The 25,434-nt window shown below is 62.1% G+C and carries 20 protein-coding genes and 1 riboswitch; of the genes, 13 read left to right on the top strand and 7 right to left on the bottom strand.

Features of this window, described 5'->3' with window-relative positions:
• The first annotated feature begins 32 nt into the window (after window positions 1–32).
• Complete coding sequence (locus ACN8M7_RS16650) at window positions 33–854, top strand: M48 family metallopeptidase (RefSeq protein ID WP_061240953.1); 822 nt, start codon at window positions 33–35, stop codon at window positions 852–854.
• 54 nt (window positions 855–908) lie between these two features.
• Here the strand turns inward: ACN8M7_RS16650 and ACN8M7_RS16655 are convergent, their stop codons facing one another.
• The 4 genes from ACN8M7_RS16655 to ACN8M7_RS16670 form a co-directional block, all read right to left on the bottom strand.
• A complete protein-coding gene (locus tag ACN8M7_RS16655; protein ID WP_061240954.1) occupies window positions 909–1,352 on the bottom strand; it encodes an ester cyclase in 444 nt (147 codons plus the stop codon).
• Window positions 1,353–1,463: 111 nt separating this feature from the next.
• The gene (locus tag ACN8M7_RS16660; RefSeq protein WP_156458627.1) at window positions 1,464–2,045 is read right to left on the bottom strand and encodes a TMEM165/GDT1 family protein; all 582 of its coding nucleotides are present in this window, start codon (window positions 2,043–2,045) and stop codon (window positions 1,464–1,466) included.
• 80 nt (window positions 2,046–2,125) lie between these two features.
• A riboswitch (yybP-ykoY riboswitch) is annotated at window positions 2,126–2,258 on the bottom strand.
• Between the two features lie 37 nt (window positions 2,259–2,295).
• The gene (locus ACN8M7_RS16665) at window positions 2,296–3,291 is read right to left on the bottom strand and encodes a methyltransferase (RefSeq protein ID WP_061240956.1); all 996 of its coding nucleotides are present in this window, start codon (window positions 3,289–3,291) and stop codon (window positions 2,296–2,298) included.
• Between the two features lie 31 nt (window positions 3,292–3,322).
• Window positions 3,323–4,288 carry a 2-hydroxyacid dehydrogenase gene (locus ACN8M7_RS16670; RefSeq protein WP_490261495.1) on the bottom strand — a complete coding sequence of 322 codons (966 nt, stop codon included), beginning with the start codon at window positions 4,286–4,288 and terminating at the stop codon, window positions 3,323–3,325.
• A 79-nt stretch (window positions 4,289–4,367) separates the two neighbouring features.
• Here ACN8M7_RS16670 and ACN8M7_RS16675 point away from each other — a divergent pair, with 79 nt between their 5' ends.
• On the top strand, window positions 4,368–4,997 hold the full coding sequence (locus tag ACN8M7_RS16675) for a LysE family translocator (protein WP_490261496.1): 630 nt from the start codon (window positions 4,368–4,370) through the stop codon (window positions 4,995–4,997).
• 45 nt (window positions 4,998–5,042) lie between these two features.
• Here ACN8M7_RS16675 and ACN8M7_RS16680 read toward each other — a convergent pair whose 3' ends face one another.
• Window positions 5,043–6,218 (bottom strand): thiolase family protein, encoded by a 1,176-nt coding sequence (locus ACN8M7_RS16680; protein WP_490261497.1) that lies wholly within the window; start codon window positions 6,216–6,218, stop codon window positions 5,043–5,045.
• A gap of 189 nt (window positions 6,219–6,407) precedes the next feature.
• Here ACN8M7_RS16680 and ACN8M7_RS16685 point away from each other — a divergent pair, with 189 nt between their 5' ends.
• From ACN8M7_RS16685 to ACN8M7_RS16700, 4 genes are all read left to right on the top strand, one after another.
• Complete coding sequence (locus ACN8M7_RS16685) at window positions 6,408–8,090, top strand: fatty acid--CoA ligase (RefSeq protein ID WP_490261498.1); 1,683 nt, start codon at window positions 6,408–6,410, stop codon at window positions 8,088–8,090.
• A 216-nt stretch (window positions 8,091–8,306) separates the two neighbouring features.
• Entirely contained in the window at window positions 8,307–10,160 is a 1,854-nt protein-coding gene (locus ACN8M7_RS16690; protein ID WP_490261499.1) for a DUF1302 domain-containing protein, read from the top strand.
• Window positions 10,161–10,186: 26 nt separating this feature from the next.
• Entirely contained in the window at window positions 10,187–11,560 is a 1,374-nt protein-coding gene (locus ACN8M7_RS16695) for a DUF1329 domain-containing protein (protein ID WP_490261500.1), read from the top strand.
• A 140-nt stretch (window positions 11,561–11,700) separates the two neighbouring features.
• Window positions 11,701–14,442 (top strand): winged helix-turn-helix domain-containing protein, encoded by a 2,742-nt coding sequence (locus ACN8M7_RS16700; RefSeq protein ID WP_490261501.1) that lies wholly within the window; start codon window positions 11,701–11,703, stop codon window positions 14,440–14,442.
• Here the strand turns inward: ACN8M7_RS16700 and ACN8M7_RS16705 are convergent.
• The gene (locus ACN8M7_RS16705) at window positions 14,431–15,291 is read right to left on the bottom strand and encodes a hypothetical protein (RefSeq protein WP_490261502.1); all 861 of its coding nucleotides are present in this window, start codon (window positions 15,289–15,291) and stop codon (window positions 14,431–14,433) included. The two genes, ACN8M7_RS16700 and ACN8M7_RS16705, sit on opposite strands and share 12 nt — an antisense overlap.
• 82 nt (window positions 15,292–15,373) lie before the next feature.
• Between ACN8M7_RS16705 and ACN8M7_RS16710 the strand changes: the two genes are divergently transcribed.
• Both ACN8M7_RS16710 and ACN8M7_RS16715 read left to right on the top strand, forming a co-directional pair.
• Window positions 15,374–16,054, top strand: coding sequence for a TetR/AcrR family transcriptional regulator (locus ACN8M7_RS16710; RefSeq protein ID WP_490261503.1), 681 nt, complete (start codon window positions 15,374–15,376; stop codon window positions 16,052–16,054).
• Between the two features lie 119 nt (window positions 16,055–16,173).
• Window positions 16,174–17,115 carry an alpha/beta fold hydrolase gene (locus ACN8M7_RS16715; protein WP_490261504.1) on the top strand — a complete coding sequence of 314 codons (942 nt, stop codon included), beginning with the start codon at window positions 16,174–16,176 and terminating at the stop codon, window positions 17,113–17,115.
• 68 nt (window positions 17,116–17,183) lie between these two features.
• Here ACN8M7_RS16715 and ACN8M7_RS16720 read toward each other — a convergent pair whose 3' ends face one another.
• Window positions 17,184–18,029, bottom strand: a complete 846-nt coding sequence (locus ACN8M7_RS16720; RefSeq protein ID WP_490261505.1) for a metal-dependent hydrolase — start codon at window positions 18,027–18,029, stop codon at window positions 17,184–17,186.
• Between the two features lie 213 nt (window positions 18,030–18,242).
• Between ACN8M7_RS16720 and ACN8M7_RS16725 the strand changes: the two genes are divergently transcribed.
• From ACN8M7_RS16725 to ACN8M7_RS16745, 5 genes are all read left to right on the top strand, one after another.
• Entirely contained in the window at window positions 18,243–19,265 is a 1,023-nt protein-coding gene (locus ACN8M7_RS16725; RefSeq protein WP_490261506.1) for an AraC family transcriptional regulator, read from the top strand.
• Entirely contained in the window at window positions 19,265–19,912 is a 648-nt protein-coding gene (locus ACN8M7_RS16730; RefSeq protein WP_490261507.1) for an MBL fold metallo-hydrolase, read from the top strand. Before ACN8M7_RS16725 ends, ACN8M7_RS16730 begins: the two co-directional genes overlap by 1 nt.
• A gap of 64 nt (window positions 19,913–19,976) precedes the next feature.
• On the top strand, window positions 19,977–20,645 hold the full coding sequence (locus tag ACN8M7_RS16735; RefSeq protein ID WP_490261508.1) for a YiaD family glycine zipper/OmpA-like lipoprotein: 669 nt from the start codon (window positions 19,977–19,979) through the stop codon (window positions 20,643–20,645).
• 143 nt (window positions 20,646–20,788) lie between these two features.
• The gene (locus ACN8M7_RS16740; RefSeq protein ID WP_061240970.1) at window positions 20,789–21,445 is read left to right on the top strand and encodes a YiaD family glycine zipper/OmpA-like lipoprotein; all 657 of its coding nucleotides are present in this window, start codon (window positions 20,789–20,791) and stop codon (window positions 21,443–21,445) included.
• Window positions 21,446–21,692: 247 nt separating this feature from the next.
• The gene (locus tag ACN8M7_RS16745) at window positions 21,693–25,409 is read left to right on the top strand and encodes a response regulator (protein WP_490261509.1); all 3,717 of its coding nucleotides are present in this window, start codon (window positions 21,693–21,695) and stop codon (window positions 25,407–25,409) included.
• Window positions 25,410–25,434 lie beyond the last annotated feature (25 nt).

Genomic DNA, 25,434 nt, shown 5'->3' on the forward strand with positions numbered 1-25,434 from the left:
GCATAGGGTGTCCGATTCAAGGAGATAGCTCGATGAGCAAGGTTTTCTATCTGAGTGGCCTGGCTGCGGCGCTGCTGTTGAGCGGTTGCCAGGCGGTCAATACCACCAGCGGCGGTGCGGTTGGCGTGGAGCGCAAGCAGTACATGTTCAGCATGCTGTCCGCCGATGAAGTCAATCAGATGTATGCGCAGTCCTATCAGCAGACCCTGAGCGAGGCCTCGAGCAAGGGCATGCTGGACAAGAGCAGTGCCAATGCCAAGCGTTTGCAGACTGTCGCTGGTCGCTTGATCCCACAGGCGCCGCGTTTTCGCCCGGATGCCGCCAACTGGCAGTGGGAGGTCAATCTGATCAAGAGCCCCGAGCTCAACGCCAACTGCGGCCCGGGCGGCAAGATCATTTTCTACAGCGGCATCATCGAGCAACTGAAGCTTACCGATGACGAGATCGCCGCGATCATGGGGCACGAGATGGCTCACGCCTTGCGCGAGCACAGCCGTGAAGCGATGTCCAAGGCCTATGGTATCGAGGTCGCCAAACAGGGCGCTGGGGCGTTGCTCGGCCTCGGCGAGAGTGGCATGGCGCTCGCCGATACCGTGGTGCAGTACAGCCTGACGCTGCCCAACAGCCGCGGTAATGAGAACGAGGCGGACCTGATCGGCCTGGAGTTGGCTGCTCGCGCGGGCTATGACCCGAATGCGGCCATCAGCCTGTGGCGGAAGATGGAGGCTGCCGGTGGTGGCGCACCGCCCGAGTTCATGAGCACTCACCCATCGTCCAGCAGCCGTATCGCTGCGCTGCAGGCGGCCATTCCCAAGGTCATGCCGCTTTACCAACAGGCCAAGGCCGGGCGCTGAGTTTGGCTATGAAAAACGGCGCGACGTGATGGTTCACGGCGCGTCGTTGGCATTTCAGGGCAGGGCTGTTTCGGCCAGGGGGCGCGGCTGCAGGCCCAGTTGGGCGCGGAAGCTCTCCATGTCGAACATGGTGCAGATTTCCTGAATCTCATTACAAGGCGTCAAGGTCCAGAACGCCATCGCTGAGATGCTCAGCACCTTGTCGCTCGGCGGGTAGCCCAGTGCGGGGTTCTGGATGGTGCCGATCAGCGTGCACCAGGTCACCACCTTGTAGCCTTCGGCGATGCACTCTTCGATCATGATCTGCAGGTCCGGCATGGCATGGCGGACGGTCTGCACTATCTGGGCGAAGCCGGCGCTGCCGACCGGGTGCCCGATGAACGAGCTCTTGTAGAGAAAGTCGCGACTGTGCAGTTGTTCGGCCAGGGCCAGGCGGCCCTTGTTCCAGCTCAGGTCGATGTGTTGGCACACCACCCTCTTGCGATCATCCAGTGACATGCTGCCCTCCCGACTGCATAGCTGAACCATGTGACGTGGCACGCACTTTAGCAGCAGGCAGGAGGGGGCTGGAATTGGCCGAAATGCCAGTTGGTTGACGTCAGTAATGTGTCAGATCATGCCGCTCAGCTTCAGTGCCTGATAGCCGGCATAGATCGCCAGTGCAGCGAAGGCGCAGGCTGCCAGGCGGCGAATCAGTGTCAATGGCAGGCGTTCGGCCGCGAAGTTGCCCGCCAGCACCACCGGTACGTTGGCCACCAGCATGCCCAGCGTGGTGCCGATCACTACCAGGATGAAGTGCGGATATTGCGCAGCCAGCATCACGGTCGCGACCTGAGTCTTGTCGCCCATCTCGGCGAGGAAGAAGGCGATCAGGGTGGTGAGGAAGGGACCGTATTTCTTCAGGCCGGATTCCTCGTCGTCGTCCAGCTTGTCTGGAATCAGGGTCCAGGCCGCCACCACGACGAAGCTGGCGGCAAGAATCCAGCTCAAGGTGGCAGGCGAGAAGAAGCTCGCAACCCAGCTGCCAATGGCGCCTGCGGCAAAATGGTTGGCCAGGGTGGCGACGACGATGCCCCAGATGATCGGCCATGGCCGGCGAAAGCGAGCGGCCAGCAGCAGCGCGAGCAATTGAGTCTTGTCGCCAATTTCGGCGAGGGCAACGATGAAGGTGGGGACGAACAGGGATTCCAGCATCAGGTTTCCTAAAGGGGCGGGTCAACACGGCTTATGACACGAACGACCTTCCCGCCCCGGGTGAGGTTGTGCGTGTCATAGGTCTTGTCAAACCGCAGGCCTATCGACGTAGGCCTTGGGTCGCATGCGCCATGCTCTGCGGAGCAAGTGTGTTGACGCATACCGAGCGAGCAGGGCGCTCGCGGGAGACTACTCCCCTAGGACGGGCGCAATTGTGCCCAAGCGCCAAGCTGGGAGCAAGCCCAATTCAGCGCCGCGCGCTGTAGATGCGAAAACCCTCGGCATCGGCCAGGGTGCGGCAGGGCCCCAGGTGTCGCTCGATCAGCGGGGGATACTTGAGGAAACTGTTGGCCACCAGGCGCAATTCACCACCTTTGACCAGATGGCGCGCCGCCTGGGTCAGCAGGTTCTCGCTGGCCTGATAATCGGTGTGCACGCCCTGATGAAACGGGGGATTACTGACGATGGCGCTCAGTCCTTCAGGCGCTGATTCGATCCCGGTGCCGGCGATCAGGTTGGCTGACAGACCGTTGCGTGCAAGCGTCAGGCGGCTGCTCTCCAGGGCGAAGGCATCGACATCCAGCAGGCTCACTTCGCTGGACGGGTAGCGCCGTTTGAGCGCAGCACCGAGCACACCGGCGCCGCAGCCGAAGTCGAGCATGTGGCCGCTGGGCAGTTCATCCAGATGCTCCAGCAGCAGCGCGCTGCCCCGATCCAGGCGGCCATGGGCGAACACGCCGGGCAGGGTGACGATCTCCAACGCGCCATCGTTCAGTTGCAGTGAATAGCTCTGTGCCAGGGCGTGCAGATCCGGTACTGCTGGCGCTTGATCCACCTCGACGCACCAGAGCTGGCAATGCCGCGCGCTGTCGAGCTTGCGCGGTTTGCCATAGACCGCCAACTGTTTCGCCGCGCGCTCGATGCCGCCCCGTTTTTCGCCCACCAGGTACAGCGGCTTGCCGGCCAGGCGCGAAGCCAGGGCGTGCAGCAGGTAATCGGTCAGCTCGCGTGACTTGGGCAGGAACAGCACGGCTGCGCGGTAGTCGCCCTCCGGCATGCGTGTGTCGAACTGGCAGCGACCGGCAAAGCGCGCAGCAAGCAGCGCCTGGTCGCCGGCATGCCAGGTCCAGCCACGTGCCTGCGGCAAGGCGCCGAGCAGGTCGTCAGCCGGAAGACCGGCCAGCAACAGCTCGCCACTGAACAGCTCGGCCTGACGCAGGAGAACTTCGCTTCGCGCATCCATGGTGGGTTCCTGCCTGAAAAAGCTGCGCAGCTTACCCGACGACTCGCAGCGGCGCACCGGCGAAGAAGCCGGCTGCGTTGTCGACCATCTGACCGACGATGCGCTGGCGTGCTTCCTGGCTGCCCCAGGCGCTGTGTGGCGTGACGATCAGACGGGGGATATCCGCTGCCAGCAGTGGATTGCCGTCCTTCGGCGGCTCCTGCAGTAGCACGTCAGTGGCGGCGCCGCCCAGATGGCCGCGGCGCAGGGTATCGGCCAGCGCCTGTTCGTCGATCAGGCCACCGCGTGCGGTGTTGATCAGAAATGCTCGCGGCTTCATCAGTGCCAGCTCATCGGCGCCAATCATGTTGCGTGTCTGCTCATTGAGCGGGCAGTGCAGGGTCAGTGCATCGACCTGCGGCAGCAGTTCGTGCAGTGGCAGGCGATCAGCACGTGCAGGGCGGCCAGGCAGTTGGCCGAGCAGCACGCGCATGCCGAACGCCTCTGCTAGGCGTGCTACCGCACCACCCAGTTCGCCATGGCCGAGCATGCCCAGGGTCTTGCCTTCAAGTTCGACGATGGGGTGATCAAGCAGGCAGAACTGGCTGGCTTGCTGCCAACGGCCTGCAGCGATGTCGCGTTGATAATCGGGCAGACGCGTGGCCAGGGCCAGCAACAGCATCAGGGTATGTTGCGCCACGGAGGGCGTGCCGTAGCCCTGGCAGTTGCAGACGGTCACGCCGTGGGCGCTGGCGGCTTTGAGGTCGATGTTGTTGGTGCCGGTGGCTGACACCAGCACCAGCTTCAGTTCGGGGCAGGCGGCGAAGGTGTCTGCATCCAGCGGGACTTTGTTGCTGATGGCGACCTGGGCGCCTTGCAGGCGTTCGGCGACCTGATCCGGACGCGTGTGGGCGTGCAGGGTCAGCTCGGCGAAGGCCTGGTGCAGCGGTTGCAGGTCGAGGTCGCCAAGGTCGAGAGAGGCGTGGTCGAGGAAGACGGCGCGGGGGCTTTTGCTCATCAGCTGTACCTTTTCGCAGGAGGGGCGCAGGAGTAGATTGGCGAGCCTACCAGACCTTCACCGTCGATGCGGAGCCGCCATGTACTGGAGTGAATTTCTCACCGTTGCCCTGATTCACCTGCTGGCAGTGGCCAGTCCAGGGCCGGATTTCGCCATCGTCGTACGTGAGAGCGTCGGCTACGGGCGCCGGGCCGGCCTGTTCACCGCATTCGGTGTGGGCACCGGCATTCTGGTGCACGTCACCTATTCGCTGCTGGGCATCGGTCTGATCGTGTCGCAGTCCATCGTCCTGTTCAATGCGTTGAAATGGTTGGCGGCGGCTTATCTGCTGTATATCGGCATCAAGGCGCTGCGCGCGCGCCCGGCCGACCCGGCCAGTGCCGAGCTGAGTCTGGCAGCCGGCGAGCGCAGCGGCCGCGGTGCGTTCGTCACTGGGTTCATCACCAATGGGCTCAACCCCAAGGCGACGCTGTTCTTCCTTTCCCTGTTCACCGTGGTGATCAACCCGCATACGCCAGTGGCGGTGCAGGCCGGCTACGGCATCTATCTGGCAGTGGCCACGGCCGTCTGGTTCAGCCTGGTGGCCTGGCTGTTCAGCCAGCAACGCGTGCGTGCCGGCTTTGCCCGTTTGGGGCACTGGTTCGATAGGTTGATGGGGGCGGTGTTGGTGGGGATCGGGGTCAAACTGGCGCTGACCGAAATGCGCTAAAGCAAAGAGCCCCGCAATCGCGGGGCTCTTTGGTGATGGGCTGGCTTACAGCAGCTCGATGGCCACCGCGGTGGCTTCGCCGCCACCGATGCACAGCGAGGCGATGCCGCGCTTGCCGCCTTTTTTCTGCAGGGCGTTGATCAAGGTGAGGATGATCCGCGAGCCGGTGGAGCCAACCGGGTGGCCCTGTGCGCAGGCCCCGCCGAAAACGTTGACCTTGGCGTGGTCCAGACCGTGTTCGCGCATCGCCAGCATGGTCACCATGGCGAAGGCTTCGTTGATCTCGAACAGGTCGACCTCGTCCTTGCTCCAACCGGCTTTCTTCAGCAGGTTGCTCATCGCACCGATGGGCGCCAGGGTGAACTCGCTCGGATCCTGACTCTGGGTCGCGTGGGCAACCACCTTGGCCAGCGGTTTGAGACCGCGCTTGGCCGCTTCGTCGGCGGTCATCAGCAGCAGCGCGCTGGCGCCGTCGGAGATCGAGCTGGCGTTGGCCGCGGTGATGGTGCCGTCCTTCCTGAAGGCAGGCTTGAGCGCAGGGATCTTGTCCAGGTTGGCCGTCAGCGGCTGCTCGTCATCCTTGACCACCACCTCGCCCTTGCGCGACGTGACGGTGATCGGGACGATCTCGGCGTCCAGCGAACCGTCCTTGATCGCCACTTGTGCGCGGCGCAGCGATTCGATGGCGTAGGCATCCATTTCCTCGCGGCTGATGCCGTACTTGTCGGCTGTCTCCTGGGCGAAGGAGCCCATCAGGCGGCCAGTGCGGGCGTCCTCCAGACCGTCGAGGAACATATGATCCTTGACTTCGGCGTGACCCATGCGCAGGCCGGTACGGGCTTTCTCCAGGATGTAGGGCGCGTTGGACATGCTTTCCATGCCACCGGCGATCATCACCTGATTGCTGCCGGCTTTCATCGAATCGAAGGCCATCATCACGGCCTTCATGCCCGAGCCGCACAGCTTGTTGATGGTGGTGCAACCGGTGGCGGCGGGCAGGCCGGCGTTGAGCGAGGCCTGGCGCGCCGGGCCCTGCTTGAGCCCTGCCGGCAAGACGCAGCCCATGATCACTTCCTGCACGTCGGCTGACTCGATACCGGCACGCTTGACCGCTTCGCGAATGGCGGCCGCGCCCAGCTCGACCGCTGGCACACCGGCCAGGCTGCCTTGAAAACCGCCCATGGGCGTGCGTGCGCCGCTGACGATGACGATGTCGGACATGGTGTTACCTCGAACGAAAGTTTGGCGTGGTGCAGCCTGTTTCAGAACTGGCTGGTTGGTTCGATTCTACCCTGTGACTAAAAGTGGCCATAGAGTCACATGGCAAATCATTCTTTGGGCTGATTTAGCACTGCGCGAGCCGCTCTAGAGTCGCTGCATACCCATTCCTAGCGTGCCCAAGGTGATTTCATGCTGCAGACTCGACTGATCCCTCCCGCTGAAAACGCTCATGCCTATCCGCTGCTGATCAAGCGCCTGCTGCTGTCCGGTAGTCGTTACGAGAAGACCCGTGAAATCGTTTATCGCGACAAGCTGCGCTACAGCTATGCGACCTTCAACGAGCGTGTTGCACGCCTGGCCAACGTGCTTAGCGAGGCCGGGGTCAAGGCCGGTGATACCGTGGCGGTGATGGATTGGGACAGCCATCGCTATCTGGAGTGCATGTTCGCCGTTCCCATGCTCGGCGCGGTGCTGCACACCATCAACATTCGCCTCTCGCCGGATCAGATCCTCTACACCATGAACCACGCCGATGACCGCTTCGTGCTGGTTAATAGCGAGTTCGTGCCGCTTTACAACGGCATTGCCGGGCAACTCACCACCGTCGAGAAGACTCTGCTGCTGACCGATGGCGAGGACAAGAGCGCCGATCTACCGAACCTTGTCGGTGAGTATGAGAGCCTGCTGGCTACAGCGAGCACGCACTACGATTTCGCCGATTTCGACGAGAACTCGGTGGCCACAACCTTCTATACCACCGGCACCACCGGCAACCCCAAGGGCGTGTACTTCACCCACCGGCAACTGGTGCTGCACACCATGTCCATGGCCACCACCATGGGGGGCCTGGACAGCATCCGCCTGCTGGGCAATGACGATGTCTACATGCCGATCACCCCGATGTTCCACGTGCATGCCTGGGGCGTGCCCTACGTGGCCACCATGCTCGGGGTCAAGCAGGTTTACCCCGGTCGCTACGAGCCGGACATGCTTTGCCGCCTGATCAAGGAGGAGAAGGTCAACTTCTCCCATTGCGTCCCGACCATCCTGCAGATGGTGCTGGGCGCCCCTGGTGCGCAGGGCCATGATTTCGGTGGCATGAAGATGATCATCGGCGGCAGCGCGCTGAATCGCTCCCTCTATGAGGCGGCCAAGGAGCGCGGCATCCAGCTGACGGCAGCCTATGGCATGTCCGAAACCTGCCCGCTGATTTCCTGCGCTTATCTCAATGAGGAGCTGCGCGCAGGTAGCGAGGACGAGCGCACCACTTATCGGATCAAGGCCGGAATTCCGGTGCCGCTGGTGGAGGCCGCGATCATGGATGCTGACGGCAAATTGCTGCCCAGCGATGGCGAATCCCAGGGCGAATTGGTGTTGCGCGCCCCTTGGCTGACCCAGGGTTATTTCCGCGAGCCGGAGAAAGGCGAGGAACTGTGGGCGCATGGCTGGCTGCATACCGGCGATGTGGCGACCATCGATGGCATGGGCTTCATCGAAATCCGTGATCGCATCAAGGATGTGATCAAGACCGGCGGCGAGTGGATTTCCTCTCTGGAGCTGGAGGACCTGATCAGTCGTCACCCTGTCGTACGTGAGGTGGCAGTGGTTGGGGTGCCTGATCCGCAGTGGGGCGAACGGCCGTTCGCGCTGCTGGTGTTGCGCGAAGAGCAGGGGCTGGATGCCAAAGGCTTGAAGGAGCATCTCAAGCCTTTCGTCGAGCAGGGCCACATCAACAAGTGGGCGATCCCTACGCAAATCGCCCTTGTTACCGAAATTCCCAAGACCAGTGTCGGCAAGTTGGACAAGAAGCGCATCCGCGTTGAAATCGCTAAATGGCAGGAGGCTGGCAGTGCGTTCCTGTCCACGCTGTGAGGTGCGGATTGACTGGATGGTGAAAGTGACTGGTCAGTCAAACAAGCGTTTGGCTTGCTAATTGCTGTTTCCCGTCCATGCTTGGCTAGGGGCAGGGCCTGAAACCTGCGAGCCAGAGTGGCCGGGGCTGCAAATCACACTTTCGAGGGATCAAGCGGTACTACCCGCTGGCTATAGTCAAAGCATTCATAACAAAAAACACATGGAGTAGCGTCGATGACAACAAGAACAAAATCCTACTGGCGTTTGGCGAAACTTCCGCTGGCCGTCAGCCTCGCATCCACCCTTGCCGCTCCGGCATTCGGCGTCACTTTCAACATCGGTGAGATCGAGGGGCAGTTCGATTCGTCGTTGTCGGTGGGTGCCAGCTGGTCCACCGAGAAGGCAGACAAGGATCTGATCGGCGTGAATAACGGTGGTCGTGGTCTGTCGCAGACCTCCGATGATGGTCACCTGAACTTCAAGCGCGGTGAGACCTTCTCGAAAATCTTCAAGGGTATCCATGATCTTGAACTGCGTTATGGCGACACCGGTGTGTTCGTGCGTGGCAAGTACTGGTATGACTTCGAGTTGAAGGACGAAAGTCGTCAGTTCAAGGACATCAGCGACAGCAATCGCAAGGAGGGAGCACAGTCCTCCGGTGGTCAGATACTCGATGCTTTTGTCTATCACAACTATTCGATTGGTAACCAGCCTGGTTCTGTACGCTTGGGTAAGCAGGTCGTAAGCTGGGGCGAGAGTACGTTTATTGGCAATAGTATAAACTCCATCAACCCTATCGACGTTTCTGCTTTCCGTCGTCCTGGTGCGGAAGTCAAGGAAGGGTTGATCCCGGTTAATATGTTCTACGTCTCGCAAAGTCTGACAGACAATCTTTCTGCTGAGGCTTTTTACCAAATCGAATGGGATCAGACCGTTATCGATAACTGCGGTACTTTCTTTTCCCAGGCAGATATCGCTGCTGATGGATGTGATGACAACCTTCGAGTGCTGAACAAACGTTCTACATTGAGTGCGCCTGCTCTTGCGGGGTTGGCCGCCTTTGGCGTCGATGTAAACGAAGAAGGCGTTCGTGTAGCTCGCTCAGGTGATCGCGATGCTCGCGATAGCGGTCAATGGGGCGGTGCCTTCCGCTACTTTGCCGAAAGTATTGACACGGAATTTGGTCTTTACTTCATTAACTACCATAGCCGTGCGCCGATATTCAGTGCTACAGGCGCACCTGCATCCCTATACACGGCTGTGGCAGCTAGTCCGCTAGCTCCGCTTATCATTGCCGGTAATTCTTCTTACTTTATGGAGTACCCAGAGGACATCCGACTTTACGGCCTTAGCTTCTCCACCACGCTACCTACGGGGACAGCTTGGAGTGGCGAGTTCAGCTACCGTCCCAATGCGCCAGTGCAATTGAATAGTACAGATATTCTGTTCTCAGGCCTGACGCCTTTGCCCGGCCGTGGTGGGGTTTCTTTGCTGCAAGGGGTTCCTGGACAGGATCAGCACGGTTACCGTCGTAAAGAGATAAGTCAGTTCCAGACAACCTTTACTCACTTCTTTGATCAAGTCATGGGTGCGTCTCGCCTGACTCTGGTTGGTGAGGTCGGTGTCGTTCATGTTGGGGGGTTGGAGAGCAGTTCGGACGTTCGCTACGGTCGCGATCCTGTTTATGGGCCAGGCCCTCTGGCGGGAACAACATGCCAAGCATTGAACACCAGCACCGTCGGAGGTGCGGGCGCGGGTGCGTCGTCGGCGAATGTATCCAAGTATTGTGAAGACGACGGGTTCGTTACCAGCACTTCGTGGGGCTATCGAGTTCGTGCCATCTGGGACTATCCGAACGCCGTCGCAGGTGTGAATCTGCGCCCCAGTGTCGCCTGGTCGCATGACGTCGACGGTTATGGGCCCAACGGTCTGTTCAATGAAGGGGCCAAGGCAGTGAGTCTGGGCCTCAACGCTGAGTACCAGAACACCTATACCGCCGACCTGTCGTATACCAGCTTCTTTGACGGCAAGTACAACACCTCCGTTGACCGTGACTTCGTCGCACTCAGCTTCGGTATGAACTTCTAAGCGGCCAGGAATTTCGAGGAATGATGATGCAAACGAAAACAACAAAAAAACTGTGGCAAAGCGGCATCCTGACCCTGTCTCTGCTGGCCACCAGCGTGATGGCGGCGGTGTCGCCGGACGAGGCGGCGAAGCTGGGCAATACGCTGACCCCGGTTGGCGCCGAGATGGCCGGTAATGCCGATGGCTCGATTCCAGCCTGGACTGGCGGCTTGCCTGCCAATGCCGGCACGGTCGACAGCAAGGGCTTCTTGTCGGACCCGTTCGCCAATGAGCAGCCGCTGTTCACCATCACCGCGCAGAACGTCGATCAGTACAAGGACAAGCTGACGCCCGGCCAGTTGGCCATGTTCAAGCGCTATCCCGACAGCTACAAGATGCCGGTCTACCCGAGCCATCGTTCGGCGAGCCTGCCGCCGGCGGTGATCGAGGCGACCAAGCAGAATGCGGTCAATACCAAGATGGTCGAGGGTGGCAACGGCCTGGAGAACTTCCAGACCGCCAACCCCTTCCCGATTCCGCAGAACGGTCTGGAAGCGATCTGGAACCACATCACCCGCTACCGCGGTGGCAGCGTGCGCCGTCTGGTCACTCAGGCGACCCCGCAGGCCAATGGCTCCTACTCGTTGGTCTACTTCCAGGACGAGTTCACCTTCCGTGATGCGCTGACCGACTTCGATCCGAGCAAGGAAAGCAACGTACTGTTCTACTTCAAGCAGCGCGTGACCGCTCCATCGCGTCTGGCGGGTAACGTGCTGCTGGTGCACGAAACCCTCAACCAGGTGAAGGAGCCGCGCCTGGCGTGGTTGTACAACGCCGGTCAGCGTCGTGTACGTCGTGCTCCGCAGGTGTCCTACGATGGTCCGGGTACCGCGGCTGACGGCCTGCGTACCTCCGACAACTTCGACATGTACAACGGCGCGCCGGACCGTTACGACTGGAAGCTCGAAGGCAAGAGGGAGATCTACATCCCCTACAACGCCTACAAGCTGGACTCGCCGGAGCTGAAGTACTCCGACATCATCAAGGCTGGTCACATCAACCAGGACCTGACGCGTTACGAGCTGCACCGTGTATGGCATGTGACCGCGACCCTCAAGCAGGGTGAGCGCCACATCTATGCCAAGCGTGACTTCTATATCGACGAGGACACCTGGCAAGCGGCGCTGATCGACCACTACGACGGTCGTGGCACCCTGTGGCGTGTGGCTGAAGCGCATGCTCAGTACTACTACGACAAGCAAGTGCCCTGGTACACACTGGAAGCACTGTACGACCTGCTGTCCGGTCGCTACCTGGCCCTGGGCATGAAGAACGAGGAGAAGCAGGCCTACGACTTCAACTACAAGGCCTCCAGCAGCGACTACACGCCAGCGGCTTTGCGCCAGGCGGGCGTTCGCTGATAGTTGCTCGCGATACGACGAAGCCGGCCTTGTGCCGGCTTTTTCGTTACGGACTGTAGCAAGCGCTTCTAAAGGCCACTGCAAGTCGCTAGGCTGAGCTTAGATCGAGCCCCAGACAGAAGACTTCCAAGAATCGGCCGATGACAGACCTTTCCCGCTCCCCAGCCTTCCCCTATGCACCGGCTACGCCGGCGGAGGCGCGTTTCTATCGGCCACCGCTGCCGGCCGGGCACATGCCCAGGCCCAGGCTGTGCGAGCGCCTCGAGGAAGGGCTGCAAGGACGCCTCCTGCTGGTCAGCGCGCCTGCCGGCTTTGGCAAGAGCTCGCTGGCGATCGAATTCTGCGAACGCCTGCCGAATCACTGGCGCAGCCTCTGGCTGGGCCTGAGCGAGCGGGATCGTGATCCCGGGCGCTTCCTCGAACGGTTGTTGCAAGGCCTGCAGCAGTCGTACCCGGGCCTGGGCGAGGACGCCCTTGGCCTGCTGAAAATGCGTCAGCGCCATCAGCCCTTCGCCTTCGAGCAGTGGCTCGACGGCCTGCTCGATGAGCTGACTCGGCAACTGGACGATGGCCAGCCGCTGCTGTTGGTGCTGGACGATTACCACCTGGCGCAAGGGCCGGTGCTGGATCGTTGCCTGCAATTTTTCCTCAACCATTTACCGCCCGGCGTGCTGCTGCTGGTTACCAGTCGTCAGCGGCCGGACTGGCATCTGGCCCGCCTGCGACTGTCGCGACAGCTGCTTGAACTCAACGAGCAGGATTTGCGCCTGACCGCAGCTGAGCTAGACGCACTGCTGACCAGTCAGGGCGCGCGTCTTGAAAAACAGCAGGTCACGGGGATTTTGCAGCGTAGCGAGGGCTGGATCGCCGGGTTGCGCCTGTGGTTACTGGCTGTCGAAGAACTGGGGCCATCAGGCGAGGGACTGCAGTTGCACGGCGGGGAAGGGCTGATTCGAGAGTACCTGCTTGAGGAAGTCATCGAGCGGCAGCCCGCCGAGGTGCAGCAGTTCCTCTACGATACCGCCTGCATGGAACGCTTCTGCGCTGAGCTGTGTGATGCGGTGCGTGACAGCCGTGACAGCGCCGCGATCATCCGCCAGTTGCAGGCCAATCAGGTATTTCTGGTGCCGCTGGACGAGCAGGGGCACTGGTTTCGTTATCACCATCTGTTTTCCGACCTCCTCAATGCGCGCCCTGCTGAGGGCGCCAAGCATTCGCGGGGCGGCGCTCACCTGCGCGCCTGTCGCTGGTTCGCCGCGCAAGGCATGCTGGATGCTGCCATCGAGCAGGCGCTGCTGGCGGGGCAGGCCGATGTCGCGGCCAACCTGGTGCAGAATCTTTCCGAGGAGCAGATGCTGGCGGAACAGAACATCGCCATGCTGCTGCGCTGGAAGACCAATCTGCCGGACGATCTACTGGTCAGCACGCCGCGACTGATCATGCTCTATGGCTGGGCATTGGCGTTGGCTTGCCAGCTGGATGCGGCGCAGGAGCTGCTCGATCATCTCGAGCGCTTCCTGCCAGCGGCCGAGCCGCTCGCTCAGCGGAGCCTGCTGGCGCAGTGGCAAGCGCTGGACGGGGTCATTGCCCGAGGTCGTGGCGATGGTGTACGCGCCGAGCAGCAGTGCAGCGAGGCACTGGCCGGCTTGCCGGCGGAACGCTACGGCCCGCATTTCATGTGCCTGTCGGCATTGTCCAATCTGGCCATGGTGCGTGGCGATCTGTGGCGTGCGCGTGGCCTGAACCGCGATGCGCTGGAGTTGGCGCAGCGTATCGATAATCCTCTGTTCGAGGCGCTTGCCCACTATGAGCGTGCCCGCGTGCTGCAGGCCCGCGGCGAGGTGCTGCGGGCGCAGGAAGAAGTGCATCAGGGCTTGCTGCTGGTGCAGTGTCTGCCGGCTCAGCGCAGCTACTCCGTGCGGGCGCGGCTGACGATTTATGAGGGGTATCTGCTCAGTCTGCGGCTGCAGCCACAAGCGGTGGAGCGCTTGCGGGCGGGAATAGCCGAAGCTCGGGCTTGTCGTGACGTCGGCGCGTTGATCGGCTATTGCGTGCTGGCCTGCCTGGAAGGGCAGGATGGACGCTCTGCCGAGGCCTTTGCCCTGCTCGGTGAGGCAGAACGCCTGATGCACGTCTGGGACGTGCCGGCGATCTACTACTTGGCGATGATCACGCTGATCAAGTGCGAGCTGTGGTTGCGGCAAGGGCAGGTCGAGCTGGCAGCCGCCTGGCTACCGCAACTGGCTGAAACCTATGGTGAGCAGGGACGAGCGCTGGCGCCGGAGTTCCACCCACAGCTGGCGCTGCATATCGATCTGCAACTGGCCGCTCTGGAGCGCCTGCAGGGAGGGCAGGAGAATGCCGAGCGCCGTCTGCGCGCACTGCAGCAGCGTGCACAGGGTGTGGGCGGCCAACTGGTGGGGCTGATGGCGCAGGCGCAGCTCGCGCAATTGCTGAAGCAGACCGGGCGAGAGCGCGAGGCGCAGCAACAGCTCGATAGCTGTCTGGACCTTGCTCAAGGCGGAGCGCTGCTCACCTTCATCGAGCTGTTGCAGCATCAGCCGCAGTGGCTGCGTGAGCGTCTGCAGGGACGTAGCGCCTGTCTGCTGCGCGACGACTTGCTTGCGCGGTTGCCGGCAGAGCAATGGCCCGATGAGCCTCCCGAAGTCGAGGAGGGGCCGCTCACTGAAAAACTCAGCGGCCGCGAGCTGGCCGTGCTGCAACTGATTGCGCGCGGCTGTTCGAACCAGGAGATCAGCGAGCGCCTGTTCATCTCCCTGCACACGGTCAAGACCCACGCACGGCATATCAACAGCAAACTTGGCGTCGAAAGACGGACCCAGGCGGTGGCTCGTGCCAAGGGGTTGGGCCTATTGCGCTGAGGTCGGTGCCGACAGATCCAGCACTGGCGCTTTGGCCTCTGGCTTCACGGGTTGCGCCAGTTTGCGCTGCACATCCTCATGAATCATCCGCAGTACCGGCAGCAGGGTCGCCATGTCCTGGCCGACCTCTGGGTAACGATGGCCTGTGCTGAGCCCTTCGATACGTGCCAGCAGCTGCGCCTGTACATCGGCGGATAGATGAACGAAGAGTTCGGGAAACTGCTGGCTCAGTTCGGCGCTGTACAGCAGCAGCTCGTCGCGGCCAAAGGCCTGAGTCAGCTCCAGGTAGTCCAGGGCGCTACCACTGAGCATGGCTGCTGCCGCTTTGGTCTCCTGTAGCCCTTGCAGGCGCACCGGGTTGCCTTGTTCGCTCTGTGACAGGGTCATCCAGAACTCGGTGGTGAGGGTGAACAGAATGGCCTGCTGGCGCAGCGAGTAACTCATCAGGCCCAGCGCTTCGGCTGCGTAGGGTTGCTGCTTGGCGCGAAAGTCGAAGTACAGGCGCATCAGCTCCTTGAGTTCGAACAGCACCTCGCGCGCCTCGTTCTGGCGCAGTTCCAGCGGCGCATAGATGTTCAGTTGCGGGCGGAAGTTTTCCGCCGAGACCATGCGCTCATAGATCGGCCCGGTGAACTCTCCGCTGCGCCGCGGTAGTGCGTTGGCCTGAGTGCTGTCGACCTGCTCCAGGGCTTCGCGTAACTGCCGATAGTCGCCACTGCGCCACGGCTTGTGGATATCCGGGATGCGTTGGCCAAGATAGAACAGCTCGGTGGCTCCCAGCGGCGGTAGCCAGACCAGCAAAAGGATGGCCAGCGGCCAGAACAGGTGACGTGCTAGGGTGGATGACACGATGATTATCCGCGGCTAGAGGCGGCTCCAGAGTACTCAGCTCGCGGCGCCACGTCACCCGCGCCTTGGTTGGGAAAGCAGTATGGACGAGTTGGCCGAGCACGGTGCGATACGCGCGGTTTTCGAGGACCTGGGCGGTTATGGCGCACTTGCCTCGCAGCAGGTTGGCGGTGGCGAGGGCCCGTTGGTTGGCCATCTGCAGCGCACCAACATCCAACTGGCGGCTATTGCCGTGTTCGCCCGCAAGGGCCTGGAGCAGGCGACGGTGAATGACCTGCTGGAGGCGGCGCAGGTATCGCGGCGCACCTTCTATAAATACTTCGCCAACAAGATCGAGGTGCTTGAAGGCATCTACCAGACTTCGGTGATGTTGCTGCTGGCGCGTTTTCGCGAGATGCAGCAGGTGGCTGGCAGTCCGCAAGAATGGCTGAGGGCGATGGTCGGGCGTTTTTTCGATTATCACCTGGCGGTCGGGCCGATCATCCGCCTGATGCAGGAAGAGGCGTTGCGCGCACAATCGCCTCTGGCTGCCCATCGTCAGCGAGCGCACCAGGAGATGCTGCGCCTGCTGGTCGAGCGCCTCGAGCCGGAGCTGGCGCCACGCGATCCCCTGGTCTATCAGGCGTTGATCTGGGCGCTGGAAGCGGCCTCTCTCGACCTGCTCGGGCGGCGTGCCAGCCGCGAGGAAATCGAGCGGGCCAAGAGGGTTCTGGCGGATCTGCTGATCGCGTCGTTGTGCCCGCGCTCCCAGGCGTTCTCGTAGCTGGGATGGGCCGTGCTGGCCGCCAGAGATGACCTGTTAACAGACCCAAGGTTGGGCGCTAACGTGCAGAGGCTCATGCTTTGATGCGACTACCTACAACAAGATTCGAGGTACGCCGCATGACCGCCAACAGCCTGTCCCTGCAACCGCCGCTGGCTGCCGGATTCGCCCGCCTGGGTTTCGGCGCGCTGCCGCTGGAGCGCCTCAAGGGCCGCTACGGTAGCGCTGCCGATGGCTCGCGCTATATCGAACTAGACGGCTTCAATATCCACTACCGGGATGAGGGGAGCCGCGACAAGCCGGCATTGGTGATGATTCACGGCGTGGTCGCCTCGTTGCACACCTGGGACGCCTGGGTGCAGGCGTTCGCCGCCGATTACCGCATCATCCGCTTCGATGTGCCGGGGTTCGGCCTGACCGGCCCCGCGCGTGACGGCCAGTACTCGGCCGAGCGCATGATTCGTGTGCTCGGCCTGTTGCTCGATTACCTGCAGGTGGACAAGGCGGATATTGCCGGCAACTCCCTTGGTGGCTACATCGCCTGGAACTTCACCCTGGCGCAGCCGCAACGGGTCGGCAAGCTGGTGCTGATCGACCCGGCCGGCTATCCCATGCGCAAGGTGCCGTGGATGATCGCCGCCGCCGCATTGCCTGGCGCGACCGTCGCCATGCCGATGTGGATGCCGCGTGCACTGATCGCCCAGGGCATCAAGGAGGTCTATGGTGAGCCGGGGCGCATCAAGCCCGGTGTGGTCGATCGCTACTACGACCTGTCGCGGCGTCCAGGCAACCGCCGCGGCATGATGGAAATCTTCCGCGTGCTGCTGAAGGTCAACAAGGACGAACTGCATACGACGCCTGAACGGGTCGCGCAGATCAAGGTACCCACCCTGCTGATGTGGGGTGAGCGTGATCGCTGGATTTCGCCGAAGCACGTGCCGCTGTGGCAACGTGATCTGCCGGGGATTCAGGTCAAGGTCTACCCTGGCGTCGGGCATATCCCCATGGAGGAGATTCCCGAGCAGAGCGCCGCCGACGCGATGCGGTTTCTGAAGGGGTAAGCGCGCGCTGGACATGAAAAAGCCCGGCCGGAGCCGGGCTTTTTCATGCGTCGCTTGGCAGCAGCGGATCAGGCAGCGCTGGCCTGGACCTGTGGGCTGCCATCGAACTCTTCGCGGGTGGCGTGCAGCAGGTCCAGGTTGTCGTGCTCCCAGGGGTGGAAACCGTCCTTGAAAAAGTCCAGGTAGGTGCGGATCAGCGGGCGGAACACGCCTTCCTTGCCCCACATCCAGCGGATGCCGTCGCGCCATACGCGCCAGTTCCACAGCAGGCCGTCGACCTTGAGCATGTGCGCCAGGCCGCGCGTGGTGTCGAGGACGAAGAACAAGGTGCCCATGAGCATAGCCCGGCGCAGCAGCTTGCGGCTGCCACAGACCTGGTTGTAAACGTCGAAGGCCACCGCCTTGTGCTCGGTCTCCTCCAGCGCGTGCCAGCGCCATAGGCGGGCCAGCGACGGATGAGCATCGGCCAGGTGGGCCTCGTTTCTCAGCAGGCCATCGGCCATGATCGCGGTGATGTGCTCCAGCGCCGCAGTCGCCGCCAGCTGCCGCTGCGGCGAGAACTTCTTCTGCGTGTAGCGGATGCGCGCGCGGGCGCGTTTCTCGATGCGCTCGACGTTGTAACCCAGGTCACGTAGACGCTGGCTGTATTCGAGATGTTCACGGCTGTGATGGCCTTCCTGGCCGATGAAGCCGCGAATCTGTTCCTTGAGTAGCGGGTCGTCGATACGGTCGCGAAATTGGCGCACCGAGTCGATGAAAAAGCGTTCGCCATCGGGAAACAACACCGACATGGCATCGAACAGATGGGTCTTGAAGGCGTCGCCGCCGTTCCAGTGGCGCGGCAGCGGGTTGGGCAGATCGAAATTCATGTGCCGGGGGCGAATCTGCAATCCTTCCGGTGTGGTGCTGGCCATGAGGGCTCCATTGCGCTGTTTGACTGGCATTCACTATGAGCGTCATGCGCGGTTGGGCACAGGTTCGTAACAGCCAAGGTGGCAGTCATATCTGGCCAGTGCGCTGTTCCAATGGAAAGTTGGGGTGGCCGCAGAGCGGCGAACACGGATTCGCTGGGTTAAGGTTCATTGTCAGGACGGTCATTTGCGGCCAGTCGCCGGAACAACCTACCCATGAAGAACACCCTCAACTTCACTGCCGAACTGGTGCCCGTGGCTTATGCCGAGGCACTGCTGGCGCTGGCCGAAGAACTCGGCCAGGCACGTGCCGAGCTGTTCGTCGCGGCACGGGTACGCCCTGAAGTGCTGGGCAGTCCCAATGGTCGATTGTCCTTTCTCGACTTTCACCAGTTGACCCAGGCGGCGCTTGAACGCTGCGGCGAACCGGCGCTCGGTCTGGTGCTGGGGCAGCGTCTGAACGTTTCCACCCACGGCATTCTCGGTTACGCGGTGTTGTCCAGTGCCAATCTGGGCAAGGCGCTGCAGTTCGCCCTGAAGTACTACCGCGTGCTGGGTCTGGCGTTCGAGTTGGAGTTGGTCGAGCAGGGCGAGGACATGCAGTTGCGTGCAGTCGAGTCCTTTCCCATGGGGCCACAGTCACGGTTCGCCGCCGAGGGGCTGCTGACCAGTATCCACACCATCGCGCGTTTTCTGCTGGGCGAGGAGTTGCAGGGCGTTGCCGTTGGCTTCGCTCATTGCGCGCCAGCCTACGCCGCGCGTTACGCCGAGGTGTTCGGCGTAGCGGCGCAGTTCGAACAGCCCTGTCACTGGTTGCGCTTGCCCCGGCATTACCTGCAGCGGCCCATGGCGCTGGCCAACCCGGCCACGGTGCAGATGTGCGAGCAGCAGTGCGAAGCGCTGCTGGCCAGTCTCGACGTGCAGGATGGGCTGCTCACGCGGGTGCGCCGCCTGTTGCTGGCGCGTCCTGGTGACTTTCCTGATCTGCAAAGCGCCGCGAGCGCCTTGCACACCAGCGGCCGCAGCCTGCGCCGCCACCTGGCGCAGATGGGCACCAGCTATCAGCAGGTACTCGACGATGTGCGCAAGCGTCTGGCCCTGCAGTACCTGACGACCACGCATTTGCCTCTGTATGAAATCGCCCAGCTGCTGGGCTTCAGCGACCCTTCCAACTTCCGCCGTGCATTTCGCAAATGGACCGGTAAACTGCCCGGCGATTACCGCAACGAGGCCTCCTGATGACCGCCGCCGAACGCCCCGCCCTGATTCGCGAAACCTTCCCCGTCGGGCCTTTGCAGTGCAACTGCACCATCATCGGCGACCCGCTCACGAAAAAGGCCATCGTGGTCGATCCAGGCGGTAATCCTGATCTGATCATGGCGCGTCTGGAGGCCCATGGCCTGAAAGTGGTCAGCATCATCCACACGCATGCGCACCTTGATCACTTTCTCGCCTCGGGGCAGATGAAGGAGAAGACCGGCGCCACCTTGCACCTGCACAAGGAGGATCAGTTCCTCTGGGACAATCTGGAGATGCAGTGCAGCATGTTCGGCGTGCCCTACACGCCGGTGCCGGCGCCGGACAAGTGGCTGGCCGATGACGAGGAGCTGGCCTGCGGCTGCGGTGTGGCGCTGCATACTCCCGGCCACACCCCGGGTTCGATGAGCTTCTGGTTCGAGGACGCCAAGCTGCTGATCGCCGGCGACACGCTGTTTCGTCGGGGGATCGGCCGTACCGACCTGTGGGGCGGTGACTACGCCACCATCGAGCGTTCGATCAAGCAACGCCTTTATAGCCTTGACGAGGACGCTACCGTGGTCACCGGTCATGGGCCGGACACTCGCCTGGGCGATGAAATGCGCGAGAACCCCTTTATTCGTGCATGACAGGGCACTAATGGCGGTGTGAGGACTCAAACAGCCATCACCCACCGTTCATGGAGACTCCTTCATGTTCCGCCTGCCCGTCATTGCCCTTTGCACCTCTGCGCTCCTGCTTGGCGGCTGTGTTTCGCAGAATCCTTATGATCAGAGCGCGCCGAGCTCCAACCGCACTGCGACCTATGGCGGTCTCGGTGCGCTGGCTGGCGCGGCCGTCGGCGCGTTGATCAACCATGACAACCGGGGCAAGGGCGCGCTGATCGGCGCCGCCGTAGCCGGTGCCGCCGCGGCAGGTTACGGCTACTACGCCGACAAGCAGGAAGAGGAGCTGCGCCGTAGCATGCAAGGCACCGGAGTCGAGGTGCAGCGCCAGGGCGATGTGATTCAGCTGATCATGCCCGGCAACATCACCTTCGCCACCGACTCCGCGCAGATCGCCAGCAGCTTCTATCAGCCACTGAACAACCTGGCCAACTCTTTCCGTCAGTACAACCAGAACAGCATCGAGATCGTTGGTCATACTGACAGTACCGGGTCGCACAGCCACAACATGGCGCTGTCGCAGCGTCGTGCGCAAAGCGTGGCCGATTACCTGCTGGCACAGGGCGTCGACCCCAGCCGTCTGAGCACACGAGGCATGGGGCCGGACCAACCGGTGGCGAGCAATGCCACAGCAGAAGGGCGTGCGCAGAATCGTCGTGTCGAGGTGACCTTGCGGCCTCTGCCTGGCGTGCAATAACGCTTCGTAGCGGACAGACCTGCTCTGGATCGCAGCCCTCATCCGCTCAGGCTGATAAGCTTGGGCGGAACTTCACTGTGCCCTGGCGGTTCGAAGACTGTGGCATGTCTGCCCGATATCAGAAGAAATCCTAAGGAAATGTTATGAAGACCAGACGTAATCTGATCGCAGCAACTGCGCTCATGGCCATGCTGGCTGGCTGCACCACCAACCCCTACACCGGTGAAAGCCAGGCTGGTAAAGCCGGCATCTACGGTGGTGTCGGTGCCGTTACTGGCGCCGTGATCGGCGCCGCGACATCGAGCAAGAAAGACCGCGCCAAGGGGGCGCTTATCGGTGCGGCCGTTGGTGGTGCTGCCGGTGGTGGTTATGGCTATTACGTCGATACTCAGGAAGCCAAGCTGCGCCAGACCCTGCAAGGCACAGGCGTACAGGTACAACGCCATGGCGATGATCTGAAGCTGATCATGCCGGGCAACATCACCTTCGCCAGCAACTCGGCGGACATCTCCAGCAGCTTCTACCCGACCCTCAACTCGCTGGTGCTGGTGTTCAAGGAGTTCGACAAGAACGGTGTGAACATCGTCGGTCATACCGACAGCACCGGCTCGCAGGAGCTGAACCAGAGCCTGTCGCAGCGTCGCGCGCAGAGCGTGGCCAATTACCTGACCGCCAACGGCGTGCCGGGGCAGCGTATCTCCGCCTACGGCGCGGGCCCGAGCCAGCCGATTGCCAGCAATGCCACCGATGCTGGTCGTGCACAGAACCGCCGCGTCGAGATCAACCTGCGCCCGCTATAAGGCTGGGTTGCGTTGCACGAAGCCTCCCTCTGGGAGGCTTTTTTATGTCGCCGACAATTCACCGCTATGAATGTCTTTTCAGCGACGTTGCCAGAACATCCACGCGAGCCTGCTCGCGACCACTTGTCGTGTCCCTTCTGGCAAAAGGCCACTCATTCAAAACCTGACTAGACTGCTGTTGTGGTTCTGTGATGTCCGCGTGCGGGGTGCCCGCGCGCGTTGGTTCTGGATGACCGAAGGAGAGCGAATGGAAGACAGAGCTGTCGAGCTGCCGCCAAGGCCCTGGACGCCGTTACTGGCTGCACTTGGCCTGTTGCTTGGGCTGGGCGGATTGATTTTCTGGCAGTGGGACACCCTGCAGGATCGTGAGCGGGAAGACAGTCAGAGGCAGTTCCAGCAGCAGTCACAGGAGATCGGCCAGCGTGTGCTGGCGCGTATGCGCGCATACGAGATGGTCTTGCGTGGCGTGTCCGGGCTCATGATCGGCAGTGACCATGTCTCGCTCGCCGAATGGGACCGGGCCATCGATCAACTGCAACTGCAGGAGCGCTATCCCGGTATCCAGGCGGTGGCCTGGTCGCGTTATCTGTCACCCGAGCAGCTCGCTGACTTTGCCGATGAGTTGAGGGCCGATGGTCGCTCCGACTATCAGATATTTCCAACAGGTGAGCGCGAGCACTATCTGCCGATCGATTACGTCAGTCCGCTGGACTGGCGCAACCGCCGCGTACTCGGTTTCGACATGCTCAGTGAGGCCGTGCGGCGAGCCGCCATCGAACGCAGCATCGATACCGGTGATGCCAGTCTGAGTGGGCCTTTGATCCTGCGCCAGGAGGTGGATGTCAACGTCCAGTCCGGCGTGCTGCTCTACTTGCCGGTATTCCGCCCAGGATTGCCCGTCAATACGGCCGAGCAGCGCCGGGCGGCGTTGCTGGGGATGGTGCATGGCGGATTCCGCAGTCAGGACCTCATGGACGGGATACTCGGCTCCCAGACCCGCTTGTTCGACATCATCCTGAAAGATCCGCAGGCCACCGATCTGCAATTGCTCAGTGGCGAAACTCAGGCCAACGGCTGGCACCCGCGTTTTCGCAGTCAGCAGCAATTGCCGCTCTACGGGCGCACCTGGGCGCTCGAGGTCATCGGTACGCCCGAGTACGAACGAAACCTGACCGATCGCACCGGCACGCTCGGACTTTGGGCCGGGTTGGCCGCAGCGTTGTTGCTGTCGACGCTGGTCGGCGGTTTTCTCTATCAGCGTGATCGCAAGCTGCAGATCAGTGAGCGGGCTGCGGTGGCCCTGAGCGAGCGTGAAGAGCGCTTTCGTTTGCTGGTCGAGCGGCTGCCGGTCGCGACTCTGCTGTGCGACGACAAGGGCCGTATCGAGATGGCCAATCGCAGCGCCGCCGAGCTGCTCGACTGCCCGCTCAATGCTTTGCCGGGGGAGTCTGTACTGCGCGTGCTGCCCAATATCGAGTCACCGAAAGATCTGCAGGAGCAACTGGCCGAAAGCGACGAACGTATGGTGCGTACATTGCGCGGCGAGTCGATTCCGGTCGGCATCAGCCTCAATCCACTGCATGAAGGCAGCAGCTATTTGATCAATCTGGTCGACCTGCGTGCGCGCAAGGTAGCCGAGGAGCGCTTCAGGCTGGTGGTCGAAGCCTCGCCCAATGCCATCGTGCTGGTCGATGGCCTGGGACGTATTGCCATGGTCAATCGGCAGACCGAGCTGCTGTTCGGCTACGAGCGTCAGATGCTGCTCGACGAGCCTGTCGAAATGTTGCTGCCCGCAGCGCAGCGTGGCAGCCATGTGGCGATGCGTCGTGGCTATCAGGCGATGCCCGAGCAACGCCGCATGGGCGGTAATCGTGAACTGTTTGGCCAGCATCGCGAAGGACGTCTGATTCCGTTGGAGGTAGGGCTGTCGCCGATTCGCAGTGGCGACGAGAACCTGGTGCAGGCGGTGATCATCGACATCAGCGAACGCAAGGCGGCCGAGCAGAAATTGCGCGAGCAGGCCGAGCAACTGTTGTTGGCCAACCGTTACAAGTCAGAGTTCCTGGCCAACATGTCCCACGAGCTGCGTACGCCGCTCAACAGCATCCTGATTCTCAGCGATCAGTTACGGCAGAACCTGGCCGGTAATCTCACCGAGAAGCAGACCAAGCACGCGGATATCGTGCATCGCGCCGGCTGCGACCTGCTGCAGTTGATCAACGACGTACTGGACCTGGCCAAGGTCGAGTCCGGGCGCATGCAGCTCAAGCTCGAGGCGATCAACATGCAGGACGTGCTGGTGGAACTGGATGCCAGCCTGCGCCCGATGGCCGAACTCAAGGGCCTGCGTCTGCACACCCAGCTGGAAGCCGGCGTGCCGCGCGTGATTCACACCGACCGTGTGCGCCTGCATCAGATCCTGCGCAACCTGTTGTCGAACGCGTTGAAGTTCACCGATCAGGGCGAGGTCGCTCTGACCGTCAGCAGTGAGGGGCGACAGGAGGATGAGCGTGAGCTGCTGAGTTTCAGCGTGCGTGACACCGGTATCGGCATCGATCCCGCGCAACATGAACAGGTGTTCCAGGCCTTCCAGCAGATCGACGGTTCCACCAGTCGGCGCTTCGGCGGCACCGGGCTAGGGCTGGCCATCACCCGGCAGCTGGTGCTGGCGCTGGATGGCGATATCACCTTGCAAAGTGCGCCCGGACAGGGCTCCACCTTTACCGTCCGTCTGCCGGTTCAGGCCGCTTCGATCAGCGTCGAGGCGCCGGTCCAGGGGCCGCAGCGTGCCGGGGATGGACCGCCGCTGCTGATCATCGAAGACGATGCCAATTTTGCCGCGGTGATCGCCGAAGAAGCCCACGCCCATGGTTTTTCCAGCGTGCACTGTCGTACCGGGTTGCAGGCGTTGGGGCTGCTGCAGCAGGAGTCGTTCAACGCGGTGATCCTCGACATCCTGCTCCCCGATCTCAGCGGCTGGCAGCTGTTTCGCCGTCTACGGGCCCAGCCGACCCACCGGCACACACCGGTGCACATCATTTCCTGCGTGCCACAGCCGGCGGGCTGGAACGATGATGGCACGCGCTACCTGGTCAAACCCATCGGCCGCGACGAGTTGGAGCAGGTGTTCGTCGAGCTGCAGCATGGCGCGCAGCAGGATAGGGCTCTGCTGCTAGTAGAGGATGTCGAGGCCGAGCGTGAGCACTATCGTCAACAACTGACGGAGCTGGGCTTTCAGGTCACTGCCTGCGCCGATGGCGAGCAGGCTCGCGCGGCTTATGCGCAGGGACAGTTCTGCGCACTGGTGATCGATCTGGACCTGCCCGATCTGGACGGTTTCGCGCTGCTCGACAGCCTCAATCAGCTACGCCAGTTGCAGGGCACGCGTGTGGTGATCAACACCGGCGTCGATGTCACTCAGCAGACCTTGCAGCGTTTGCGCCGCTACAGCGCCGTGGTGGTGCGCAAGCATGGCGACGACACCGATGCACTGTGCAAGGCGGTGCAGGGTTTTCTCGGTGACGTGCGTGCGCCGCAGGCGGCGCACTTGCGGCTCAATCCGCTGGAGGGCAAGCGCATCCTGCTGGTGGATGACGACGTACGTAACGTCTACGCGCTGACGGCACTGCTGGATGAAGTGGGGCTGCACGTCAGCTCCGCCACGGACGGCATCGAGGCCATCGCCGCCTATCAGAGTGATCCATTTGATCTGATCCTGATGGACATGGCCATGCCCAACATGGACGGCTATACCGCCACGCGCCTGCTCAAGCAGGAGCATGCGTGCATGATCCCCATCATCGCGCTCACCGCCCATGCCATGAAGGGCGATCGCGAGAAATGCATCACGGCAGGCGCGGACGACTACATGGCCAAGCCGATCCAGCGCGATGAGCTGCTGGCACTGCTGGAGCGCTGGCTGAGCATGCCGGTCATGTCTTCTTCCGGTGATGGACTAACCTGATGGCAGGAGTGAGTGGGACAAGGGC

The organism is Pseudomonas spartinae (genome assembly GCF_965197125.1).
Lineage (GTDB): Bacteria > Pseudomonadota > Gammaproteobacteria > Pseudomonadales > Pseudomonadaceae > Aquipseudomonas > Aquipseudomonas composti_A.

Coding starts and splice junctions, on each gene's coding strand:
- ACN8M7_RS16715 (WP_490261504.1), top strand. CDS start 16,174: ATGACCGCCAACAGCCTGTCCCTGCAACCGCCGCTGGCTGCCGGATTC.
- ACN8M7_RS16700 (WP_490261501.1), top strand. CDS start 11,701: ATGACAGACCTTTCCCGCTCCCCAGCCTTCCCCTATGCACCGGCTACG.
- ACN8M7_RS16655 (WP_061240954.1), bottom strand. CDS start 1,352: ATGTCACTGGATGATCGCAAGAGGGTGGTGTGCCAACACATCGACCTG.
- ACN8M7_RS16680 (WP_490261497.1), bottom strand. CDS start 6,218: ATGTCCGACATCGTCATCGTCAGCGGCGCACGCACGCCCATGGGCGGT.
- ACN8M7_RS16710 (WP_490261503.1), top strand. CDS start 15,374: ATGGACGAGTTGGCCGAGCACGGTGCGATACGCGCGGTTTTCGAGGAC.
- ACN8M7_RS16745 (WP_490261509.1), top strand. CDS start 21,693: ATGGAAGACAGAGCTGTCGAGCTGCCGCCAAGGCCCTGGACGCCGTTA.
- ACN8M7_RS16665 (WP_061240956.1), bottom strand. CDS start 3,291: ATGGATGCGCGAAGCGAAGTTCTCCTGCGTCAGGCCGAGCTGTTCAGT.
- ACN8M7_RS16690 (WP_490261499.1), top strand. CDS start 8,307: ATGACAACAAGAACAAAATCCTACTGGCGTTTGGCGAAACTTCCGCTG.
- ACN8M7_RS16720 (WP_490261505.1), bottom strand. CDS start 18,029: ATGGCCAGCACCACACCGGAAGGATTGCAGATTCGCCCCCGGCACATG.
- ACN8M7_RS16650 (WP_061240953.1), top strand. CDS start 33: ATGAGCAAGGTTTTCTATCTGAGTGGCCTGGCTGCGGCGCTGCTGTTG.
- ACN8M7_RS16725 (WP_490261506.1), top strand. CDS start 18,243: ATGAAGAACACCCTCAACTTCACTGCCGAACTGGTGCCCGTGGCTTAT.
- ACN8M7_RS16675 (WP_490261496.1), top strand. CDS start 4,368: ATGTACTGGAGTGAATTTCTCACCGTTGCCCTGATTCACCTGCTGGCA.
- ACN8M7_RS16730 (WP_490261507.1), top strand. CDS start 19,265: ATGACCGCCGCCGAACGCCCCGCCCTGATTCGCGAAACCTTCCCCGTC.
- ACN8M7_RS16735 (WP_490261508.1), top strand. CDS start 19,977: ATGTTCCGCCTGCCCGTCATTGCCCTTTGCACCTCTGCGCTCCTGCTT.
- ACN8M7_RS16740 (WP_061240970.1), top strand. CDS start 20,789: ATGAAGACCAGACGTAATCTGATCGCAGCAACTGCGCTCATGGCCATG.
- ACN8M7_RS16695 (WP_490261500.1), top strand. CDS start 10,187: ATGCAAACGAAAACAACAAAAAAACTGTGGCAAAGCGGCATCCTGACC.
- ACN8M7_RS16670 (WP_490261495.1), bottom strand. CDS start 4,288: ATGAGCAAAAGCCCCCGCGCCGTCTTCCTCGACCACGCCTCTCTCGAC.
- ACN8M7_RS16685 (WP_490261498.1), top strand. CDS start 6,408: ATGCTGCAGACTCGACTGATCCCTCCCGCTGAAAACGCTCATGCCTAT.